General features: G+C 38.8%; 18 protein-coding genes, 1 tRNA gene and 1 pseudogene. 6 read left to right on the plus strand and 14 right to left on the minus strand.

Translation table 11 applies throughout. The features are described from left to right. The first annotated feature begins 42 nt into the window (after positions 1 to 42). The 4 genes from J576_RS01620 to J576_RS01635 all read left to right on the plus strand — a co-directional run bounded on the left by J576_RS01620 (position 43) and on the right by J576_RS01635 (position 2,576). Positions 43 to 525, plus strand: coding sequence for a DUF3465 domain-containing protein (locus tag J576_RS01620; RefSeq protein ID WP_002052771.1), 483 nt, complete (start codon positions 43 to 45; stop codon positions 523 to 525). A gap of 96 nt (positions 526 to 621) precedes the next feature. Then, complete coding sequence (locus J576_RS01625; RefSeq protein WP_002052540.1) at positions 622 to 1,446, plus strand: AraC family transcriptional regulator; 825 nt, start codon at positions 622 to 624, stop codon at positions 1,444 to 1,446. Positions 1,447 to 1,540: 94 nt separating this feature from the next. Further along, the gene (locus J576_RS01630) at positions 1,541 to 2,257 is read left to right on the plus strand and encodes an AzlC family ABC transporter permease (protein ID WP_025467966.1); all 717 of its coding nucleotides are present in this window, start codon (positions 1,541 to 1,543) and stop codon (positions 2,255 to 2,257) included. A gap of 1 nt (position 2,258) precedes the next feature. Continuing rightward, the gene (locus tag J576_RS01635) at positions 2,259 to 2,576 is read left to right on the plus strand and encodes an AzlD domain-containing protein (RefSeq protein ID WP_025467967.1); all 318 of its coding nucleotides are present in this window, start codon (positions 2,259 to 2,261) and stop codon (positions 2,574 to 2,576) included. Positions 2,577 to 2,613: 37 nt separating this feature from the next. On the opposite strand, the gene J576_RS01640 is transcribed toward J576_RS01635, so the two are convergent. The 11 genes from J576_RS01640 to J576_RS01690 form a co-directional block, all read right to left on the minus strand. After that, positions 2,614 to 3,066, minus strand: a complete 453-nt coding sequence (locus J576_RS01640; protein WP_002052736.1) for an Mpo1 family 2-hydroxy fatty acid dioxygenase — start codon at positions 3,064 to 3,066, stop codon at positions 2,614 to 2,616. 572 nt (positions 3,067 to 3,638) lie between these two features. Continuing rightward, positions 3,639 to 4,256: a septal ring lytic transglycosylase RlpA family protein gene (locus J576_RS01645; RefSeq protein WP_002052473.1), complete on the minus strand. Its 618-nt coding sequence runs from the start codon at positions 4,254 to 4,256 to the stop codon at positions 3,639 to 3,641. Positions 4,257 to 4,546: 290 nt separating this feature from the next. Continuing rightward, the gene (gene mltB, locus J576_RS01650) at positions 4,547 to 5,548 is read right to left on the minus strand and encodes a lytic murein transglycosylase B (protein WP_002052939.1); all 1,002 of its coding nucleotides are present in this window, start codon (positions 5,546 to 5,548) and stop codon (positions 4,547 to 4,549) included. Between the two features lie 19 nt (positions 5,549 to 5,567). After that, complete coding sequence (gene rodA, locus J576_RS01655) at positions 5,568 to 6,710, minus strand: rod shape-determining protein RodA (RefSeq protein WP_004707770.1); 1,143 nt, start codon at positions 6,708 to 6,710, stop codon at positions 5,568 to 5,570. A gap of 126 nt (positions 6,711 to 6,836) precedes the next feature. After that, positions 6,837 to 7,487 carry a hypothetical protein gene (locus J576_RS01660; protein ID WP_002052502.1) on the minus strand — a complete coding sequence of 217 codons (651 nt, stop codon included), beginning with the start codon at positions 7,485 to 7,487 and terminating at the stop codon, positions 6,837 to 6,839. Between the two features lie 23 nt (positions 7,488 to 7,510). Next, positions 7,511 to 8,323 (minus strand): NADPH-dependent 7-cyano-7-deazaguanine reductase QueF, encoded by an 813-nt coding sequence (queF, locus tag J576_RS01665; RefSeq protein ID WP_002052678.1) that lies wholly within the window; start codon positions 8,321 to 8,323, stop codon positions 7,511 to 7,513. Further along, on the minus strand, positions 8,320 to 9,093 hold the full coding sequence (locus J576_RS01670) for an ABC transporter permease (RefSeq protein WP_002052782.1): 774 nt from the start codon (positions 9,091 to 9,093) through the stop codon (positions 8,320 to 8,322). Before J576_RS01670 ends, queF begins: the two co-directional genes overlap by 4 nt. Next, positions 9,090 to 10,025 carry an ABC transporter ATP-binding protein gene (locus tag J576_RS01675; RefSeq protein ID WP_002052950.1) on the minus strand — a complete coding sequence of 312 codons (936 nt, stop codon included), beginning with the start codon at positions 10,023 to 10,025 and terminating at the stop codon, positions 9,090 to 9,092. Before J576_RS01675 ends, J576_RS01670 begins: the two co-directional genes overlap by 4 nt. A gap of 117 nt (positions 10,026 to 10,142) precedes the next feature. After that, positions 10,143 to 10,219 (minus strand) — tRNA-Arg (locus J576_RS01680). A gap of 101 nt (positions 10,220 to 10,320) precedes the next feature. After that, positions 10,321 to 10,944, minus strand: coding sequence for a hypothetical protein (locus tag J576_RS01685; RefSeq protein ID WP_002049342.1), 624 nt, complete (start codon positions 10,942 to 10,944; stop codon positions 10,321 to 10,323). A gap of 149 nt (positions 10,945 to 11,093) precedes the next feature. Then, positions 11,094 to 11,780, minus strand: a complete 687-nt coding sequence (locus J576_RS01690) for a 3'-5' exonuclease (RefSeq protein ID WP_002049276.1) — start codon at positions 11,778 to 11,780, stop codon at positions 11,094 to 11,096. Positions 11,781 to 12,028: 248 nt separating this feature from the next. On the opposite strand from J576_RS01690, the gene J576_RS01695 reads away from it, so the two are divergent. Beyond that, positions 12,029 to 13,258, plus strand: a complete 1,230-nt coding sequence (locus tag J576_RS01695; RefSeq protein WP_002049062.1) for an alpha/beta hydrolase — start codon at positions 12,029 to 12,031, stop codon at positions 13,256 to 13,258. Positions 13,259 to 13,379: 121 nt separating this feature from the next. Here the strand turns inward: J576_RS01695 and J576_RS20605 are convergent. Beyond that, positions 13,380 to 13,445: pseudogene (locus J576_RS20605) on the minus strand (hypothetical protein); the annotation flags it as partial. A gap of 60 nt (positions 13,446 to 13,505) precedes the next feature. On the opposite strand from J576_RS20605, the gene glyA reads away from it, so the two are divergent. Further along, positions 13,506 to 14,759 (plus strand): serine hydroxymethyltransferase, encoded by a 1,254-nt coding sequence (gene glyA / locus J576_RS01700; protein ID WP_002049224.1) that lies wholly within the window; start codon positions 13,506 to 13,508, stop codon positions 14,757 to 14,759. Between the two features lie 40 nt (positions 14,760 to 14,799). Here the strand turns inward: glyA and adeH are convergent, their stop codons facing one another. Further along, positions 14,800 to 16,248, minus strand: coding sequence for a multidrug efflux RND transporter outer membrane subunit AdeH (gene adeH, locus J576_RS01705; RefSeq protein ID WP_025467740.1), 1,449 nt, complete (start codon positions 16,246 to 16,248; stop codon positions 14,800 to 14,802). A gap of 12 nt (positions 16,249 to 16,260) precedes the next feature. Next, positions 16,261 to 19,440: a multidrug efflux RND transporter permease subunit AdeG gene (gene adeG, locus J576_RS01710; RefSeq protein WP_002049365.1), complete on the minus strand. Its 3,180-nt coding sequence runs from the start codon at positions 19,438 to 19,440 to the stop codon at positions 16,261 to 16,263. Positions 19,441 to 19,446: the final 6 nt, after the last annotated feature.

Consider the following 19,446-nt stretch of genomic DNA (forward strand, 5'->3'; position numbering starts at 1 on the left):
CTATGGGGCTTTTTTTATCCCTGTTGAAATCGGAATATAAAGATGACAAATAAAAAAAATTTGAGTATTGGCGGCATTATTGTTTTATTGATCGCTGCATATTTCGGTCTGGATTTATCTGGGCATAAGAAAAATCAATCGCCATCATCAAGTCCTGCCACTCAGCATACTGAAACTACGTTTTCAAATGATGGGATAGATACTATAAAAGCTGCCTATGACCGCAGACAAAGTAATGTTCAAGTGCAGGGAAGTGGTCGAGTAAAAGCAATTTTAAGAGAAGATAATGATGGGACAAAACATCAGAAATTTATTCTTGTATTAAAAAATGGTCTTTCAATTTTGGTCGCACATAATATTGATTTAGCACCAAAAATTGAAGATTTACATAAAGGGGATATTGTCGAATTTAACGGTGAGTATGAATATAACGAAAAAGGTGGTGTATTGCATTGGACGCATCATGACCCACAAAACCGCCATGAAAATGGTTGGTTGAAACATAATGGACATATTTACCAATAGAAATAGAGTATACATTTCTATCTAACAGCAATTTTGTTCTATGCATCTTTTTAAAACATGCTATGTTTTTTTTAGATAAATAGATGAGATGTATATATGCACCGGGAACAGGCTGACTACTTGCATTTGCGAGAGTTGGGCGGTTTAGAATTATTAAAAGCACATTACCATCAAACGCAATTTTCAAAGCATACCCATGAGGGATATTGTATTGGTGTTATTGAAGAAGGTGCACAGTCTTTTTTTAGGACGGGTCAATTACATGTCGCTCCTAAAGGCGACATTATTTTGGTGAATGCAGATGAAATTCACACAGGCTCATCTGCTGTTGAATCGGGCTGGCGTTACCGTGCAATCTATCCTACACCCGAAATGCTTGCTGAAGTAAGCCAAGATTTTTTTGAGCAAGGCCATGGGGCACCTTGGTTTCCACAAGCAGTTATTCAGGACTTGGGTTTGTCTCAACAACTTTGTTTATTATTTGATTTATTAGAACAAAAAGACAATTTTTTGCTTAAAGAAACCATGTATCTATCCACATTAGCATGTTTAATGATGCGCCACGGTAAATCACGGCACACTTTTTGTGAATTACCAGAAGCTTATTCGAAAATATTAAAAGTTAAAGATTTGTTGGCAGATATGCCTGAAAAGAATTTTTCTTTGCAGGAATTGGCTGACATGGCGGGATTAAGTGCTTGGCATTTTTTAAGAAAATTTAAAAAACATGTGGGTTTGCCACCTCATGCGTGGTTAGTGCAGGCACGTTTGCAAAAAGCGAGACAGTTGTTAAAGCAAAATGTTCAAACTGTGATGGTTGCACAGCAATGTGGATTTTCTGATCAAAGTCATTTTAACCGACATTTTAAAAAGGCCATGGGTGTTACACCTACCCAGTATGTAGCAAGTCTTAATCTCTAAAATTTATTTTTATTTCTAAACGCAATTTTGTTCAAGAGAAGTTAACCTGCATAGAAGAAAATCTATAAATATTTAATATTATAGATGTCTAGAGATGAATACTCGTTTAAATCAATCTATTAGATTTTCTAAAAGCCGACCTCCGTATCTTTTTTTACGAGGGGCGGTAGATATACTGCCATTGTCTATTTCGGTTATTCCGTGGGCTATTTTGGCTGGTTCAATGGCAATTCATGCAGGTCTATCATTTTATAAAGCATTGGCAATGTCAGGAATTGTGTTTGCTGGTGCTGCACAATTGGTCAGTTTGAGTATGGTGATGGAGGGTGCTTCATTATTAACAATCTATATCACGATTTTTTTTCTTACTGCTCAACATTTTATTTATGCATTAACTTTAAGAAATGATATTTCTATTTTGTCTTTGCCCAAACGATTAAGTTTAGGTTTTTTACTAACAGATGAATTGTTTGCCTTAAGTGCTCCGAACGAAAAAAGGCATCCTCATTATTTATTGGGGGCGGGTATATGTTTTTATTTATTTTGGGTAATTTTTAGTCTAGTTGGAATTTTATTGGCTACGGCGATTCCAGATTTATTGTCCTACCATTTAGATTCTTCGATTATTGCTATTTTTGTGGCCATGATTATCCCTATGTGTAAGGAAAAGCCTGTCATAGCCGGAGTTTTAACAACTTGTTTTAGTGGTTTTATTCTCAAACTTTTTCATGTTGAAGGCGCTATTCTGATTTCTGGTTTATTGGGAATGCTAATTGCGGTTGTTGCAGAAAATAGAACAGGAGAAAAATAAGATGTCATGGCTCATGATTTTAGGATTAGCGGCTATTGTGTTTTTTAATCGTTATTATTTTTTGGAACCCAGTGTAAAAGTAAAATTACCGGTATTGATGAATAAAATGCTGAACTATTCAGCGCCTTGCTTATTAACTGCTATTTGTATACCAGTAATTTTTTTTGAAGGAAATGAACTAAGAGGTCTTTTAGATAATCCATATTTATATGCGACAATATTTTGTATTGTAATTGCTTTTTATTTAAAAAAAGTATTATCAAGTGTGCTACTCAGTCTAGCATTTTTCTATTTTATAAATTTTCTAATAAATCAGTAAACTTAAGCTGAATCTAAAAGATTCAGCTTTTTAAAAATTATTGGGTAATCAATTTGTTCTGCCGACTTTTCCACTTTGGCAATATTTTTCCAAGATAGGCATCCATACACCAAACTGGGCCAATCAATAGAAATTGCAAATCTTTAAAGAAAGAGGGCTTTTTACCTTCAACTTTATGTCCATAAAATTGTCCAACCCAAGCAATCACAAAAATTGCAATATAAAACCCTATACCTACAGGTAGGGCATAAATGAGCCAAGCCATCACAACGAGAAGCGCAGCCATCGCTACTGCAAGTACAAGATCGAGTCGAGCATAGAAAATAAGAGTCAGTACAATGAGTAAAGCAGTGAGCAAAGCACTAAAGTGGGCGATGATTCCGATAATAGAAAACAAAATAGCTGGGACGCATACCCAATGAATTTTCTTATTCGTTGGATTTTGATGGCTTTCACTGTATTCATCAAACCATTCAGCAATAGATTTCATAGACCTTGTTCTCCATGTCTAATTTTGAGTCATTCTTTTTATGTCTATATTTTATCCTGTTGTTATGTAGATAGACAAGAAAAGTCAAAAATCTTCCTTATCGTACATTCATGTGACCTTAAAAATTAAGGACTGATCATCTGGAAAAAGCAGGGTGGAAAAAATTAAAAAATAATCTTAAAAGGCAGCACAATCGTTTTAAAAAATCAGGCTATTTATTTTTGGATTTTGAAGTGGGGAAATCCTTATAAAAACCACTTTTTTATGAAAAGCTGGAAAATAATAGAAAAAAGCTCAACTCAACTTGCTTTAAAACGCTATAAACAGCTTTTTTTGGACTAAGGTGGTACTAGGGTAGCGGAATTTTTTTAAAATGGCTCTAATCAAAAAATATAAGCAAAAATGGATGAGTAATAAAATGATGTGTTTTTGGGTTAAAAAATAATCAATTTTGTAATTAAAAAATGAGTAAAAAAACAAAATTTTTAGCATGATTTTTATATTTTTGGGTCTAAAAATTAAAAAGCCACAAATTAATTTGTGGCTTTTCCATGAACTCTAGGAGTAATCGCTTATGAAGTAGGGCCGTCTACACGTTCAATACTTACTTTTGCAGTACCAGCATTGGTAATACCAAGACGTTTTGCAGCACCGTATGATAAATCAAGTACACGATTTGCATGGAATGGACCACGGTCGTTTACTTTTACTACCACACTTTTACCATTGTCTTTATTTGTAACACGGATATAACAGTTCAATGGCAGACTACGGTGAGCAGCAGTAAGTGCATTCATATCGAATGTTTCACCACTTGCAGTTTTACGGCCATGAAATTGACGACCATACCAAGATGCCATACCAGTTTGGCTAAACTTACGAACAGTATTTGAAGCTACTGTGTTAAGTTTTTCAATCACTGAAGGCTCATCTTCAGGGATTTCAATTTTAGCTGCGATAGCTTGACGACGAATTTGATCGCCAGAACGTTCAGTGATTGAAAGACTGTTAATGTTAGAAAAACGAGAATTAAAGCTTTGAGTATCTTTACTCAATACACGTGCAGCTAAATTAGCATTTGGACCATCTACATCACTGTTTAATGATGATGATTGCATCATTTCAGCGTGCAGTGGGGCCATGCTTAAACTAGCCGTCAGTGCAAGAATGTATTTCAGCGATAACTGCATTTATATAAACTCCTGAGAACATGCTCTTTTTCTTTTAGCCAACAGGCTAAAAATTGAAGTGAACATGCCTAATTATTCACTTTTGCAATTGCTTGATTGGGGTGGATAATATTCATCGCTTACGGAGAGTGTCTAGTCTTTAACGAGAAATAGTTACAAAAAGGGCAAAAACTTACAGTTTTAGGTTAAAAAATAACCAAATATGTAACAAGGTATTTAAAATGTATGTATTGTGATCGATTTAACAAAAATATTTATTGACTTTTACATAAACTCATCAAAAAGCTAGCCTATCGGCTAGCTACCTCTGTGCCTAATAACCATACAGCAGTCGCATACATTCGACTTTTGTTATAGGTCGTAATTACCTGAAAATTCGGATAGGTTAAATAGTAAATTGGACCGTTATAGTCTTGTAATTGAATAACATTTACCATATCTAAGTCATCAATTTTAACTAATGGGTTTAATGGAGAAATTCCTTGATTTTTGAGCACACCATACGGAGTAGGTTGAGTGAGATCTTTAGCAATAATACTTTCTGGATTTGAGCCTACATAACGAGCCATAAAACCAATAGGCTGATCACGTTGCCAACCTTGCTTTGCTAGGTAATTTGCAATTGAACCAATCGCATCTTCCGCAGAGTTACGAAGATCGATATGACCATTACCATCAAAATCTACTCCATACTTACTGATATTACTTGGCATAAACTGTGGATAGCCAATTGCTCCAGCATAAGAGCCAACAATACTATTGGTTGGATAGCCTTCTTTGTAAGTCCATGCAATCAGAGCAGCTAACTCATCACTAAAATAATCAGCACGGCGAGGGTAACCAAATGCTAATGTTGCAAGTGCGTCACGAGTGATAAAAGAACCTTTATTTGCCCCATATCCTGTCTCAACACCTAAAATACCCAAAATAACAGCTTGAGAGACACCAAATTGCTGTTCAGCTCGGTTAAGCGCATCTGCATATTGATTTTTAAACCGGACACCACGTTGAATAGTACCTTCAACTAAAAACATAGAGCGATAATCGTACCAAGGCTTACTTTCTCCTGGACGAGTCATAATATTTATAATGTTTGGTAAATTTTTTGCACCGCTCATCGCGGCATCTACTTGTACACTACTTAAACCATAAGTATTCATGGCTTTTTGTTTAAAATTTAAATAATTAGGATCATTTACAAAATCATTGGCTTGAGCAAAATGACTTGTGCTCACTAGGCCGGTACACAAGGCAAGCGCTTTTAAAGTTTTATTAATAAATTGAGACAACATATCTTTTTAAAATTCCAAATTATCGATGTGTATGAATAGACATGACTAAACCAAAAGTGGCCATTAAAGTAATAATAGCGGTACCGCCATAACTCATAAAAGGTAAAGGAACACCCACTACAGGTAAAATACCACTGACCATTCCTGCGTTTACAAATACATAAACAAAAAAAGACAAACCAAAGGCACCAGCAACTAAACGACCGTAGTTATGAAAGCTCTGTAAACCAATCTGAAATGTTCTAAAAATAATAGCTGAATAAAGAATAACTAATATAAGTACGCCAATTAGGCCAAATTCTTCGGAATAAGCCGCAATAATAAAGTCAGTATGGCCTTCGGGTAAAAAGTGTAAATGTGATTGTGTACCTTCAAGAAAGCCTTTACCTGAGAAACCACCAGAACCAATAGCTGTTTTGGACTGAATAATATTCCATCCTGTTCCTAATGCATCTGCTTCTGGGTCAAGTAGCGTTAGAACCCGTTGACGCTGATAGTCGTGTAAAAGAAATTCCCAGGCAATTGGAATAACAATAGCTGCACAAGCTGCTGCGGCACCGATCATGCGCCAAGATAACCCACTTAAAAATAGTACGAAAATACCACTTGCTAATACGAGTAGGGATGTTCCTAAGTCAGGTTGTTCTGCAATCAGTAAGAAAGGAACACCAATTAACATTAATGATAAAACAACTTGAGAAAAGCTTGGAGGAAGTGGTTTGCGTGCTAAAAACCATGAAATCATCATTGGCATGCCAATTTTCATGAACTCACTGGGTTGCACGCTCCCGAAACCGGGAATATCGATCCAGCGTTTAGCCCCCATGCGGACTTCACCAAAGACCATAACTCCAATTAAGGAAAATAGTGCAAATAAATAAAAGTAAGGTGAAAAAGCTTGATAAACCTTAGGGGGAATTTGAGCCAGACTAATCATGACTAAAAAGCCAATACCAAAACTCATGGCTTGTTTACTGACTAAGCCTACATCTTGTGCAGATGCACTATATAGTACCGTTAAACCTAATAGGGCATTTAGGAATAAAAATAGGCATAACCACGGGTCAATATGAAGTTGCTGCCAGCGCGATGGTTGCATGGCAGTACTAAGACCATCTCGAGGAGCTTGGCGTAAAAATTTATATTGTGGACTAGGAGACATGCGGCTTTAACTAGGTCAATCAGTGCTTGGCGCATGCTAACATAAACCTGATTAATGGCAATGTATATCAATATTTTGCAATAAAAAAACCTGGCTCTCGCCAGGTTTCCGATGGTCTATTTTCTGTTAGTTAAAGAATAAACTATCGTGATATTCAGCCATCGCTTTTAGTTCAGTGCGATTTAAACTTGGAATAAGTTTATCGATCGCAATATGGACTGCTTTTGTTACAGCTGCTGCGCCAATATCGGCTGCTTTGCGCTTAATCATGCCTAAATCTAATGTTTTATTAAAATCAGACATAAAGTGTCTAACCATAGCATCACCAAACTGTTTATATAGTTCTGCTAAGGCTGCTTTATTAATGTCATTACCTGCTTGAAGCTCGGCAAAATTATGCTTCAAATTAGTAACTAAACCAGCATCTAAAGCTACACCAACTTTATATTGACCTTGTGGGTCTTTAAATAAGCTTTTCTCTGAAAACTCCACGGATTGTTTAACAACATCGTTTGGTGCTTTACTCAGTAATTGCTTTAAAAGCACAGCAACTGTTGATTTGACATAACCAGCTAGTTTTTCGGCAGTATCTCTTTTTTCACTCGCTGGGAAATGTTGTACTAACTGAGTCAGTACATTTTCAATAATTTCCTCATTAAGTTGTAAAGCAATTTTGTCTCGAAGTGGATATAACGGTTCACTGGAATTCTTATTCGCAATTCCAGTCTGTATATCGTTCAATAAGCCTTCAGAAGGGGTAAAACCAAAAAACGGCATGGTGTATCCTCAAATTATTCGTTTTATTGTCGTGCCAATCGAATCGGTTTTGGCATCCATGATAGATCCGATACTCGGCAAGGATTGATATCAAGTCCACCGCGGCGAGTATAAGTTGCATAAACCATCAGCTTTTCAGGTCGCAAATTTTGCCAAATATCTGCAAAGATTTGCTCAACACATTGTTCGTGAAAACCGTTATGCTGACGGTACGAGATAATATAAGCTAAAAGACTACGATAACAAGGTTTTTTGCCCTTAAAACGGATAAAAACTGTACCCCAATCTGGCTGTCCCGTGACTGGGCAGTTACTTCTCAAAAGATGAGAATACAGTTCAATTTCGACTTCTTCACCAGACTCATCCAGTTTTAAAAGTGATGCATCGGGATGTTGTTCTAAACGTTCAGGTGTTAGATCATCAATACAAATGCCTTGTGGTTTAGAAATATCAAGTTCATCTACTTGAAATAGCGTTAGCTCAACTTTGGCACCAGCTGCAGACGATAGATCTTTTTCAACCGTTTCAATAAATAACTCTTTAGAGCCAAACTGAGTGAAGTTAAGACTATTGAAGTATAGCTTTAATGACTTTGATTCAATCAAATTTGGTGAAGAAGCAGGCAGGGTAATTCTGCCAATCGCAACCTGTGGAATACCATGCGAGTTTAACCAAGATATTTCAAAAACATGCCACCAATCTTTACCTTGGTTGATACCTTCAATATGTGAATATTTTTCACGAGATTGAGCACGTGCAATTGGAAATAACACATCGGGTTGATAGCTAGTTGGATAATGGGTTTCTTTACCCAATAAAGACTGTTCGACACTCATTCACGCATTCCTGAACCACGAGCAAGTAAATAGTAGGCGATTCCATAAAGTACAACACAACATAATGTCACAATGATTAAAGAGAACGTAACGTTCACGTCACTATGACCTAAAATGCCGAAACGAAAAGCATTTACCATATACACAATAGGATTAATTAAAGAAAGTTTTTGCCAAAAAGGACCAAGTGCACTAATAGCATAAAACACACCACCTAAATAGGTGAGTGGAGTAAGTACAAAGGTTGGAATAATAGAAATATCATCAAATGATTTTGCATAGACTGCATTAATAAAGCCGCCTAAGGAAAATAAAACGGATGTAATTAATACTGTATATATAGTTACGAACCAGTTATGTATAAAAAGATGGGTAAAGAACATGCTCATCGCAGTAACAATGGCACCAACCAATACACCACGACAAATACCACCAATCACGTAGCCCCATAAAATAATATGTAAGGGCACGGGACTCATGATGAGTTCTTCAATACTCTTTTGAAATTTAACACTGAAGAAACTAGAAGACACGTTAGCATAGCTGTTCGTAATAACAGCCATCATGATTAAGCCAGGTACAATAAACTGCATGTAGCTCACGCCGCCCATTTGCCCAATACGTGAGCCAACCAAATTACCAAAAATGACAAAATACAAGCTCATGGTAATTGCAGGTGGTAATAAAGTTTGTGGCCAAATGCGAAGAAAACGGCGTACTTCTTTACGAACTAAAGTCCAAAGGGCAATTTGCAGTTGGTTAAAGTTCATTTTGCCGCTCCTTCAAGATTTTTCTCGACCATTTTGACAAATAGCTCTTCAAGGCGATTCGATTTGTTACGCATACTACGAACACGAATACCTTGTGACTCTAAAAGTTGGAATAAGTCATTTAATGTATGTGCTTTATCCATTGTTACTTCTAAAGTACTACTATCAATTAAGTTGAACTTCACACCAATAATATTGAGCTGGAGTGGGGCAATTGGTTCTGCTAAATCAAAAATAAAAGACTCTTCACTCAGCTGGTTTAAGAAATTTTTCATGCTGGTATCTTCTTTAATGACACCACGGTCAATGATGGCAATTTGACGACACAACATTTCAGCTTCTTCTAAATAATGTGTCGTTAAAATAATAGAAGTACCGTTTTCGTTCATTTCGGTTAGAAAATCCCACATAGAACGGCGTAATTCAATATCTACACCCGCAGTAGGCTCATCTAGAATAAGAAGTTTAGGTTCATGCATCATGGCACGGGCGATCATTAGTCGGCGTTTCATACCACCAGACAGCATACGTGCTTGTATATTACGTTTTTCCCACAAGCCAAGTTTTTCTAAATAATGTTCCGCTCGTTTCTCGGCAATCTTTTTATGAATACCGTAATAACCAGCCTGGGTAACTAAAATATCGAATGCTTTTTCAAATTGCCCGAAGTTAAATTCCTGAGGAACAACGCCAAGCTGCTGTTTTGCCAACGATGGATGAGTATCGAGATTATGTCCAAAAATCTCAACAGTTCCTGAAGTTTTTTTCGTGAGGGAGCTGATAATACCAATGGTTGTTGATTTGCCGGCACCATTTGGGCCTAACAACGCATAAAATTCACCTTCAGGCACAGTGAGGTTAATACCTTTTAACGCCTGAAAACCATTACGATATGTTTTGGACAAATCTCTTAAAACCAAAGCATCAGTCATGAAATTCTCACATTATGAAAGAGGGGTATATTTTGAGCGATAATGATTAATAAACCAAGTAAAATAGTCGGAATTTTATGAAATTGAGATAAATTTATGAAGTTATTATATATAAATTGGTGCGCCCGGCGGGGATCGAACCCACGACCCCAGGCTTCGGAAACCTGTACTCTATCCAACTGAGCTACGAGCGCACATGTGTGGGGCACATCATAGGAAAAAAACACCGGTAGGTAAAGCACGAAATACGTACCAAGTGAGTTTAATGCTTAATTAAACAGCAGCTTGTTCTATTTTAGATGCGTTGCTGAATAAGCTGAATTGAATAATTAATAGAATGGAGCGTATGTGCTAGCTCATGAGGAGGAATACGTGATTCCTGCAAACTGGTAATCCATTGCATTTGGCACATTTTAAGTTCTTGAAGTGTTTTTATTTGCTCTATTTTTTGAATAAGTGGCTTTGCCATAAGGCCACAGTATTGGCTTAAGCTTTGCTTCATCAACTGTTGTATTTCTTCAAAAGAGAGCTGTTGAACTGGAATGCTTGGTTGGTTATTTTCAATATTTGAAGAAGGCGCAGACGTTGAGTGAGGAACCTGAATTTCTCCAACTAAATCATTACTTTTATTCTCGTCAACATTTTTTTGATGTATTTCTTTAGTTGTTATAGATGACTCTTGGGGAGATATTTGTTCAGGTAACTCTGAATAATTTTCACTAGAAGGTGCAATTAGTTTTAAGTCAATGAGCTGTTGTATCAGTTCTGGTGGGGCGATCCGCTTTTTAAACTCGGTATCGAGACTTTGAAAATCTTCATGGTCTATTAATAGAAGTAAACGTCTTTGTTTTGCATTTAAGGTAATATTACGTTGTTGAAGCGCAACTCTTCCCAAATTGGTTCGATAAAAACCAGACATTGTATTTCCCCAATATAAAAATGAAGCAGTCTGTTTGATTTTTCTCAATCAAACAGCACTCTTCTTAATAAAATATAAATGGGGTTAAAGATAAAACTCAAAAATGACAATTTGATGAAGAATTTATGAATATCATCTATTTAAGGAAATTAAAATGCGCTTTCTAATGCCTTGCGTAAATAGACATCGAGCTCTTCCTGACGTAGAAGCCATTGAATATAATCTTTAGGCAGTTCAGCAATTGCCGTACCTTTATGCTTACCAAAATTAATCGTATGCGGAATACGGGCTTCTTCAGAAACTTGGTAAAGCTCTTCAATATCTTGAATATTTAAATGATAGATAATATGCATCAAAATATTGGCAGTTAAAATAATGTCAGCGTCGGCACGGTGAGCACCTTTCAGCATTTCTCGAGCTTTACCGCTACCTTGGGAAATCATATAAATGAGTGCAGAAATATTATGAGCTTCGGCATCTGGCCAAGCTTTACGTGCTAAAGCTAAAGTACAAATCGGTTTAATATGAGATACATCGACGCCACAGCGAGCAATTGCGGCAATATCATAATCAATATTATGGCCAATAATATAAGTTGTGCTATCAGGTAATTTAAAGGTTTTATAGTGAGGCTGATTTTCTAGGTCGGACTCTAAGATATGGTGAACAGCCATTGCAGCATAAGAGATCGGAGCTCCCACCTGATAAAGCTGATCAAACAATTTGCTTTTATCTAAAGTGAGTTTACCTGCATTAAGTTCAATAGGGGCGTATGCAATTTCAATAGGCAAACCATTTAGTGTATGAGTTTCTGTATCTAAAATAATGGCTTGCATCTTTTGAACCTTTAAACAATTACAAGTAACCATCAATCTTAACAGTTGGCTATCTACTTTAAAACATAGAGTAAGGCTAGATGAGCTATCAAATGCAATTTATGTTGAAAAGTAGAAAATCTCGCTGTTCATTTTGATTAAATATCACTTGCGAAAAATGAAGATTAGGCGTAATTGTTTGTAAGACATTTAAAATGTTCATTAAAAACTAAAGCACAACAAAAATTGAATTTAAGGAAGATATACGAATGAAAATGAAATTGTTCATGACCAGTGTTCTTAGCACAAGTTTACTATTGACGGGATGTGGAGATGGAAGTAGCGATGACAGTCCAGCAACTACTGATCCATCGGGTACTCCAGCCAATAATATTCAAAATCCAGTGGTTAAGGTCGATGCTTATACAAGTACTAACTTAGGAGCGGTTGCTGCTGAAAGTAGTATTTTAACTTATAAAATGTTAGGTCAAAGTGGACAAGAGGTGCAGGCAACAAGTCTAGTATTTACACCGACTACTCCACCACCAGCAGGCGGTTGGCCAATTGTGGTTTGGGCACATGGTACGACAGGGGTTGCAGATGCATGTGCACCGAGTAAATCGGCATTAACAGACAGTACTAAAGATTTAATTAGTAAACTTCTTGCAGCGGGTTATGTGGTGGTTGCACCAGATTATGAGGGATTAGGTACACCAGGTATACATCCATTTTTAAATATTAAAAGTGAAGCTTATTCAATTACCGATGCAGTAGTAGCAACACGCAATTATTTATTACAGCGGAACTTATTAACTTCGAAAAAGTGGGTTACTGTAGGACATTCGCAAGGTGGGCATGCTGCATTGGGCGCTGCACAATATGCGAGCCGTGCGCAGCTTGACTATAAAGGTACAGTAGCGGTAGCACCAGCTTCAAATCTAGGATTTATTTTAATTGCAGGTGAACAGGCTGTTGCTAATGCAACTGTGGATAAAAAGATTCCAATGTATGCGCAGCTTGATACATATACTGCTTTAGTGACAGCCGGCATTCGAAATACACAGCCAAGCTTTGATTATTCCCAAGTATTTACTTCACAAACAGCAAGTACTGCACAGCAGGCAGAAACAATTTGTGCAGGGCCATTGGGGCAAGCCTTTGGTGCAGGTATGACTAAGTATGCTACAGAGCATAATGGAACTCTGGATGGATATACGCGTACACAACCTAATTTTATGGCAGTACCTTTAGTTAAAACATTCTTAGATAAAGATTCTCAACCTTTACAGGCAAAAGTCACTACACCGATTATTATTTATCAGGGGCTAGCAGATACAACAGTTCCGAAAGTAGCTACTGATATTTTGATATCTAATGCCACTGTCGTCGGTACAAAAATTAATAGCTATGTAACGGGTAATTGGGACCATGAGGCGGCAATGAGCAGTAATGTAGATAATATTATTGGAAATGTACAAAACTTGCTGTCAGCTCAATAAGAGTGTTTGATATTTAAGGTTTTTTTATTGCTATGAAAAGCTAAATTTAACATTGGAAAATTAATAATTAAAAGCTTTTTAAGTGTTTATAAATTTTTTTAGATTTGATGGCTCAGTTTTAAATAAAAATTGAGCCATTTTTATTTAAAACTGAGCTAACTTGATTCTGTTTAATTATAAAGTTCATGCTACAATATGCCGCAATCTTAGCACGGCTTAAAAGCCCTAATTTATAGGACCCCCGCTAATGTTTGCCAATATTTCCATTTCTGAATTTGATCCAGAATTAGCTCAAGCAATTGCTTCTGAAGGTGAGCGTCAAGAAGCACATATCGAGTTAATTGCATCTGAAAACTATTGCTCTCCTGCTGTGATGGAAGCGCAAGGATCAAAACTTACGAACAAATACGCAGAAGGTTATCCTGGCAAACGCTATTATGGCGGTTGCGAATATGTAGATGTTATTGAACAAATGGCGATTGACCGTGCTAAAGAACTTTTTGGTGCTGATTACGCAAACGTTCAACCACATGCTGGTTCACAAGCTAACTCTGCTGTGTATTTAGCACTTCTTAACCCAGGCGACACAGTTTTGGGTATGAGCTTGGCTCACGGTGGTCACTTGACTCACGGTGCAAAAGTTAGCTTCTCTGGTAAAACGTATAACGCTGTTCAGTATGGACTAAATGCTGAAACTGGCGAGATCGATTACGAAGAAGTTGAACGTTTAGCGTTAGAACACAAGCCACGTATGATCGTTGCTGGTTTCTCTGCTTATAGCCGTGTTGTAGATTGGCAACGTTTCCGTGACATTGCGGACAAAGTTGGCGCTTACCTTTTTGTTGATATGGCTCACGTTGCTGGTCTTGTTGCTGCTGGTGTATATCCAAACCCAGTTCAAATTGCTGACGTAACGACAACGACAACTCACAAAACACTTCGTGGTCCACGTTCTGGTTTAATCCTTGCGAAAGCGAATGAAGAAATTGAGAAAAAACTTCAATCAGCTGTATTCCCTGGTAACCAAGGTGGTCCATTAATGCATGCGATTGCTGCTAAAGCAATCTGCTTCAAAGAAGCAATGTCTGATGACTTTAAAACTTACCAACAACAAGTTGTGAAAAATGCTCAAGCGATGGCTGAAGTATTCATCGCACGTGGTTATGATGTTGTTTCTGGTGGTACAGACAACCATTTATTCTTGTTATCTTTAATCAAACAAGACGTAACTGGTAAAGATGCAGATGCTTGGTTAGGTGCTGCTCACATTACTGTGAACAAAAACTCAGTTCCAAATGACCCACGTTCTCCATTTGTGACCTCTGGTATCCGCATCGGTACTCCGGCAGTAACAACTCGTGGTTTTGGTGAAGCTGAAGTTCGTGAACTTGCTGGTTGGATCGCTGACGTGATCGACAGCAAAGGTGATGAAAAAGTTATTGCTGATGTAAAAGCAAAAGTTGAAGCTGTTTGTGCAAAATTCCCTGTATATGCAAAATAATTTGTATATATAAAAAAAGCGCCGTAAGGCGCTTTTTTTATTAACTACTCCAACCGCCCCCTAAAGCACGGATTAAATTGATGCTTGCAATGATTTGGCTACCTTTCAGCTGAGCTGCTAATTGTTCTTGTTGCAAAATAGTACGGTCAGAATCAATGACATCAAGATAGCTAATCGCACCTTCTCGATAACGTAAATGAGAAAGTTGATTGGCATGACGAGAAGAGGAGAGTGCTTGGTTTTGAGCTTGAATTTGCTGATCGAGAATTCTTTGATCAGATAAACCATTTTCAACTTCGCGAAATGCGTTTAGTACAGTTTGTCTATAGTTGGCAACGCTTTCTTCATAAGCTGCTCGTGCTTGAGCAACGCCTGCTTTAAGTTGTCCACCATCAAATAAAGGTAAAGACAAAATAGTACCGGCGACAGGTCCTAGTAAAAAAGTCCGACTCGACCATTTACCCAACTCGCTTAAACTTGAAGATTCATAACCTAAAGCTCCTGTAAGACTGAGTTTTGGGAAAAATGCTGCACGAGCAATTCCAATACGTGCATTATCTGCTGCCATTGCACGCTCTGCAGCCGCAATGTCGGGTCGTCTTTCAAGTAAAGTTGATGGCAAACCAGCAGGGAGACGGATACTATTTGCAGTTAAAGGTTGAACTGGCAAGTTAAAGTCCGCTGGTGGTTTTCCTAATAAGACTGCAAGCGCATGTTCTGCACTGGCTCTGTTACGAGCAATATTTAGGGCAGTGGTTTGTGCGGTAGCAAGTTCGGTTTGTGCACGAGAAACATCTAATTCACTGACCAGTCCGTTTTTAAAACGAAGCTGCATTAAATCTCGTGTTTCACCTAGTAATTTGATTGTTCGGTTATAAATTGCTTGCTCGGTATCAAGTTGACGTATCAGAAAATAGCCTTGAGCAACATCTGCTTGTAGAGCTAAAAGTGCCGACTGATATAGAGCCTCTTGTTGCTGTAGATCTGCTGTTGCTGCATTGACACTACTTGCTACACGACCAAATAAATCGAGCTCATATGAAACATTGGCTTGAGCGCGCCATAAGGTGTGAGCCGAAGTATGTGCATTGTCATCTAAACCGAGTGAAGCCGGAGACGGCTTTTGGCGGGTTGGCCCAAATCCGGCATCAATACTTGGTAAGCGCTCAGCTTGAGCTGCCGAACGTAGTGCACGTGAAGCCTGAATATTGGCTGCCACCGCTTTAAGGTTCTGATTGCCTGCGATAGCTTGCTGTTCAAGTTCATTCAGTTGAGCATCATTGTAAATGCTCCACCATTCACCACGAGTTTGTTGATCGGCAGGTTGGGCAATCTTCCAGTTATTATCTTCAATTTTTGGATCAGATTCTTTGAATTTGACTGGCACTATAACTTTTGCAGGTTGATACTCTGGAGCTAATGAGCAGCCTGCAAGGAGCAGGCTTCCCATGAGTGAGGACAACAACCAGTTTTGTTTTGATGTAATCACCAAATGCCCTCCTTAATGATCGTGTGGGCTAGCTAACGGCGCTTCATGAACTGCCGCAGAATGTAGTTTATGTTTGCTGTTGAGGGTACGAATCAGAACGTAAAAGGCCGGGGTGAGGAATAAACCAAAGAATGTTACACCGATCATGCCGAAGAATACGGCAACACCCATCGCATGTCGCATTTCAGAACCTGCGCCAGTTGAAGTCACCAGTGGTACGACACCCATAATAAATGCAATAGAGGTCATTAAAATTGGGCGTAAACGTAGACGACTTGCTTCAATGGCTGCTTTAAAGGCAGTCGCACCTTGCATTTCAAGTTCCCGCGCAAATTCGACAATCAAAATGGCATTTTTACAGGCTAGCCCGACCAGTACCATTAGACCGATTTGGGTAAAGATGTTGTTATCTCCAGCAGTCAGCCAGACACCTGTCAGAGCCGCTAAGATTCCCATCGGTACAATTAAGATAACTGCTAATGGTAGGGTTAAGCTTTCATACTGAGCAGCTAAAACCAAGAACACGAGTAATACGCTAATTGGGAATACCCAAAGTCCTGCATTACCGGCCAAGATTTTTTGATAAGTTAAATCTGTCCATTCAAACTTGATACCACGCGGCAGAGTTTGTGCAGCAATACGTTCAACCGCAGCTTCAGCTTGGCTAGATGAATAGCCCGGTGCAGGTCCGCCGTTAATATCTGCTGATGTGTAACCGTTATAACGAACGACCATTTCAGGACCATAGGTTTGAGTGACATTTACCAATGAAGATAATGGCACCATTTGGCCGGCACTATTACGGGTTTTAAGTTGCAAAATATCTTCAGGGTTAGCACGGAAAGGCGCATCAGCTTGTGCACGAACCTGATAAACACGTCCAAAGCGGTTAAAGTCGTTAACGTACTGAGAACCCAAATAAATCTGCATAGTGTTGAAAACATCTGTCACAGCAACGCCTTGCTGTTTAGCTTTTACACGGTCCAGATCTACGTTGAGTTGAGGTACGTTAATTTGATAACTTGAGAACATTGGGCCAAGTTCGGGGGCTGATTGTGCTGCTTTCATAAAGTTTTGTGCAGCATCATTCAAGGCTGAATAGCCTAAGGCACCTCGGTCTTCAAGTTGCAGTTTAAAGCCACCCATAGTACCTAAGCCCATCACTGGTGGTGGTGGGAAAACTGCGATATAGGCATCTTGAATAGCTGAATATTTCTGGTTGAGTGCACCTGCAATAGCATTTGCAGATAAGTCTTTAGCCTTACGTTCATCAAATGGTTTTAAGGTCACAAAGACAATACCGGCACTCGAGCTATTAGTGAAACCGTTAATTGATAGGCCGGGAAAGGCAACCGCACTTTCCACGCCAGGTTGTTTAAGTGCAGTATCACTCATTTTACGAATGACTGCTTCGGTACGATCTAATGATGCGCCGTTTGGTAGCTGCGCAAAGCTAATCAAATATTGTTTGTCCTGCGCAGGAACGAAACCACCTGGAACAATATAGGAAATACCAACGGTTAAACCTAGAAGTGCTGCATAGACACCCATTGCCGAAGCTTTATGGGAAATAACACGGCTGACACCTTGACTATAACGGTCTGAAGCACGTGAAAACACACGGTTAAACAGTGCAAAGAAACGTCCAAATACACGATTCATAATACGTGTTAAGGCATCAGGTTTAGCATCATGTCCTTTAAGTAACATTGCTGCCAGAGCTGGAGAGAGGGTAAGTGAGTTAAATGCCGAAATGACTGTTGAAATGGCAATGGTCATGGCAAATTGTTTATAGAATTGTCCAGTTAAGCCTGTCATAAAGGCAAGTGGAACGAACACGGCTACAAGTGTTAATGCAATCGCAATAATCGGTCCGCTCACTTCTCGCATGGCACGGTAAGTCGCTTCCCTTGGATTTAAGCCAGCTTCAATATTCCTCTCGACGTTTTCGACGACCACAATCGCGTCATCGACCACAATACCGATAGCAAGTACCATTCCGAACAGTGAAAGCGCATTGATGGAGTAACCAAAAGCGAGCATGAGCGCGAATGTACCAATAATTGAAACCGGTACGGCAAGCAATGGAATGATTGAGGCGCGCCATGTTTGTAAAAATAAAATAACAACCACAACAACCAGTGCAATTGCTTCAAGTAGGGTATGAACGACTGCTTTAATACTGGCCCGTACGAATTGAGTCGGGTCATAAACAATGTCGTATTTAATTGAAGATGGGAAATCTTTTGAAAGTTCCTTCATCGTGCTACGTACTTGATCCGAAACTTGTAAAGCATTCGCACCCGGAGCTTGGAAAATTGGAATCGCGACTGCTTGTTTATTATCAAGTAATGAACGTAAGCCGTATTGAGAGGCTGCAAGTTCAACACGAGCAACATCACCCAATCGGGTAACCGCGCCATCAGGGGCAGTTTTTAAAATAATATCTGCAAATTCTTGCTCAGTAGTTAAACGACCTTGAGCATTGACTGAAAGTTGTAAAGGGGAATTACTTGGTGATGCACCGATTGTACCTGCTGCAACCTGAATGTTTTGTTCACGAATGGCATTCACAATTTCAGTGGCTGTGAGGTTACGCTGTGCCACTTTTTGTGGGTCAAGCCATACGCGCATCGCGTAGTCACCGGAACCAAATAATCCGACTTCACCTACACCTTGTAAACGTGCCAAACGGTCTTTTACGTTGAGCACCGCGTAGTTACGCAAGTAAGTCATGTCATAGCGATTATCTGGTGAGGTCAGATGCACTACCATGGTTAAAGTAGGTGAGCTTTTTAAAGTCGTGACACCTAAGCGCTGTACATCTTCAGGTAAACGGGGCATGGCCTGAGACACACGGTTTTGAACCAGTTGTTGTGCTTTGTCTGGATCGATACCGAGCTTAAAGTTCACCGTAATGGTTAAATTGCCGTCGCTGTTTGCTTGAGATTGCATATACAGCATGTCTTCGACACCGTTGATTGATTCTTCGAGCGGAGAAGCAACTGTTTCAGCGATCACTTTTGGGTTTGCACCCGGATATTGAGCACGTACCACCACAGATGGCGGAACAACCTCGGGATATTCAGAAATCGGTAACTGAAATACCGAAAGGAGACCGGCGAGTAAAATCAGTACTGATAACACACCAGCAAAGATCGGCCGATCAATAAAAAATTTAGAAATATTCATATGTGA

This window comes from Acinetobacter sp. 766875 (assembly GCF_000582055.1).
In the GTDB taxonomy this organism is placed as follows: Bacteria; Pseudomonadota; Gammaproteobacteria; order Pseudomonadales; family Moraxellaceae; genus Acinetobacter; species Acinetobacter nosocomialis.

What these genes read in the sequence shown, in the direction of transcription:
- J576_RS01620 (WP_002052771.1), top strand. Translation starts at nt 43, where the DNA reads ATGACAAATAAAAAAAATTTGAGTATTGGCGGCATTATTGTTTTATTG.
- J576_RS01625 (WP_002052540.1), top strand. Translation starts at nt 622, where the DNA reads ATGCACCGGGAACAGGCTGACTACTTGCATTTGCGAGAGTTGGGCGGT.
- J576_RS01630 (WP_025467966.1), top strand. Translation starts at nt 1,541, where the DNA reads ATGAATACTCGTTTAAATCAATCTATTAGATTTTCTAAAAGCCGACCT.
- J576_RS01635 (WP_025467967.1), top strand. Translation starts at nt 2,259, where the DNA reads ATGTCATGGCTCATGATTTTAGGATTAGCGGCTATTGTGTTTTTTAAT.
- J576_RS01640 (WP_002052736.1), bottom strand. Translation starts at nt 3,066, where the DNA reads ATGAAATCTATTGCTGAATGGTTTGATGAATACAGTGAAAGCCATCAA.
- J576_RS01645 (WP_002052473.1), bottom strand. Translation starts at nt 4,256, where the DNA reads ATGCAGTTATCGCTGAAATACATTCTTGCACTGACGGCTAGTTTAAGC.
- mltB (WP_002052939.1), bottom strand. Translation starts at nt 5,548, where the DNA reads ATGTTGTCTCAATTTATTAATAAAACTTTAAAAGCGCTTGCCTTGTGT.
- rodA (WP_004707770.1), bottom strand. Translation starts at nt 6,710, where the DNA reads ATGTCTCCTAGTCCACAATATAAATTTTTACGCCAAGCTCCTCGAGAT.
- J576_RS01660 (WP_002052502.1), bottom strand. Translation starts at nt 7,487, where the DNA reads ATGCCGTTTTTTGGTTTTACCCCTTCTGAAGGCTTATTGAACGATATA.
- queF (WP_002052678.1), bottom strand. Translation starts at nt 8,323, where the DNA reads ATGAGTGTCGAACAGTCTTTATTGGGTAAAGAAACCCATTATCCAACT.
- J576_RS01670 (WP_002052782.1), bottom strand. Translation starts at nt 9,093, where the DNA reads ATGAACTTTAACCAACTGCAAATTGCCCTTTGGACTTTAGTTCGTAAA.
- J576_RS01675 (WP_002052950.1), bottom strand. Translation starts at nt 10,025, where the DNA reads ATGACTGATGCTTTGGTTTTAAGAGATTTGTCCAAAACATATCGTAAT.
- J576_RS01685 (WP_002049342.1), bottom strand. Translation starts at nt 10,944, where the DNA reads ATGTCTGGTTTTTATCGAACCAATTTGGGAAGAGTTGCGCTTCAACAA.
- J576_RS01690 (WP_002049276.1), bottom strand. Translation starts at nt 11,780, where the DNA reads ATGCAAGCCATTATTTTAGATACAGAAACTCATACACTAAATGGTTTG.
- J576_RS01695 (WP_002049062.1), top strand. Translation starts at nt 12,029, where the DNA reads ATGAAAATGAAATTGTTCATGACCAGTGTTCTTAGCACAAGTTTACTA.
- glyA (WP_002049224.1), top strand. Translation starts at nt 13,506, where the DNA reads ATGTTTGCCAATATTTCCATTTCTGAATTTGATCCAGAATTAGCTCAA.
- adeG (WP_002049365.1), bottom strand. Translation starts at nt 19,440, where the DNA reads ATGAATATTTCTAAATTTTTTATTGATCGGCCGATCTTTGCTGGTGTG.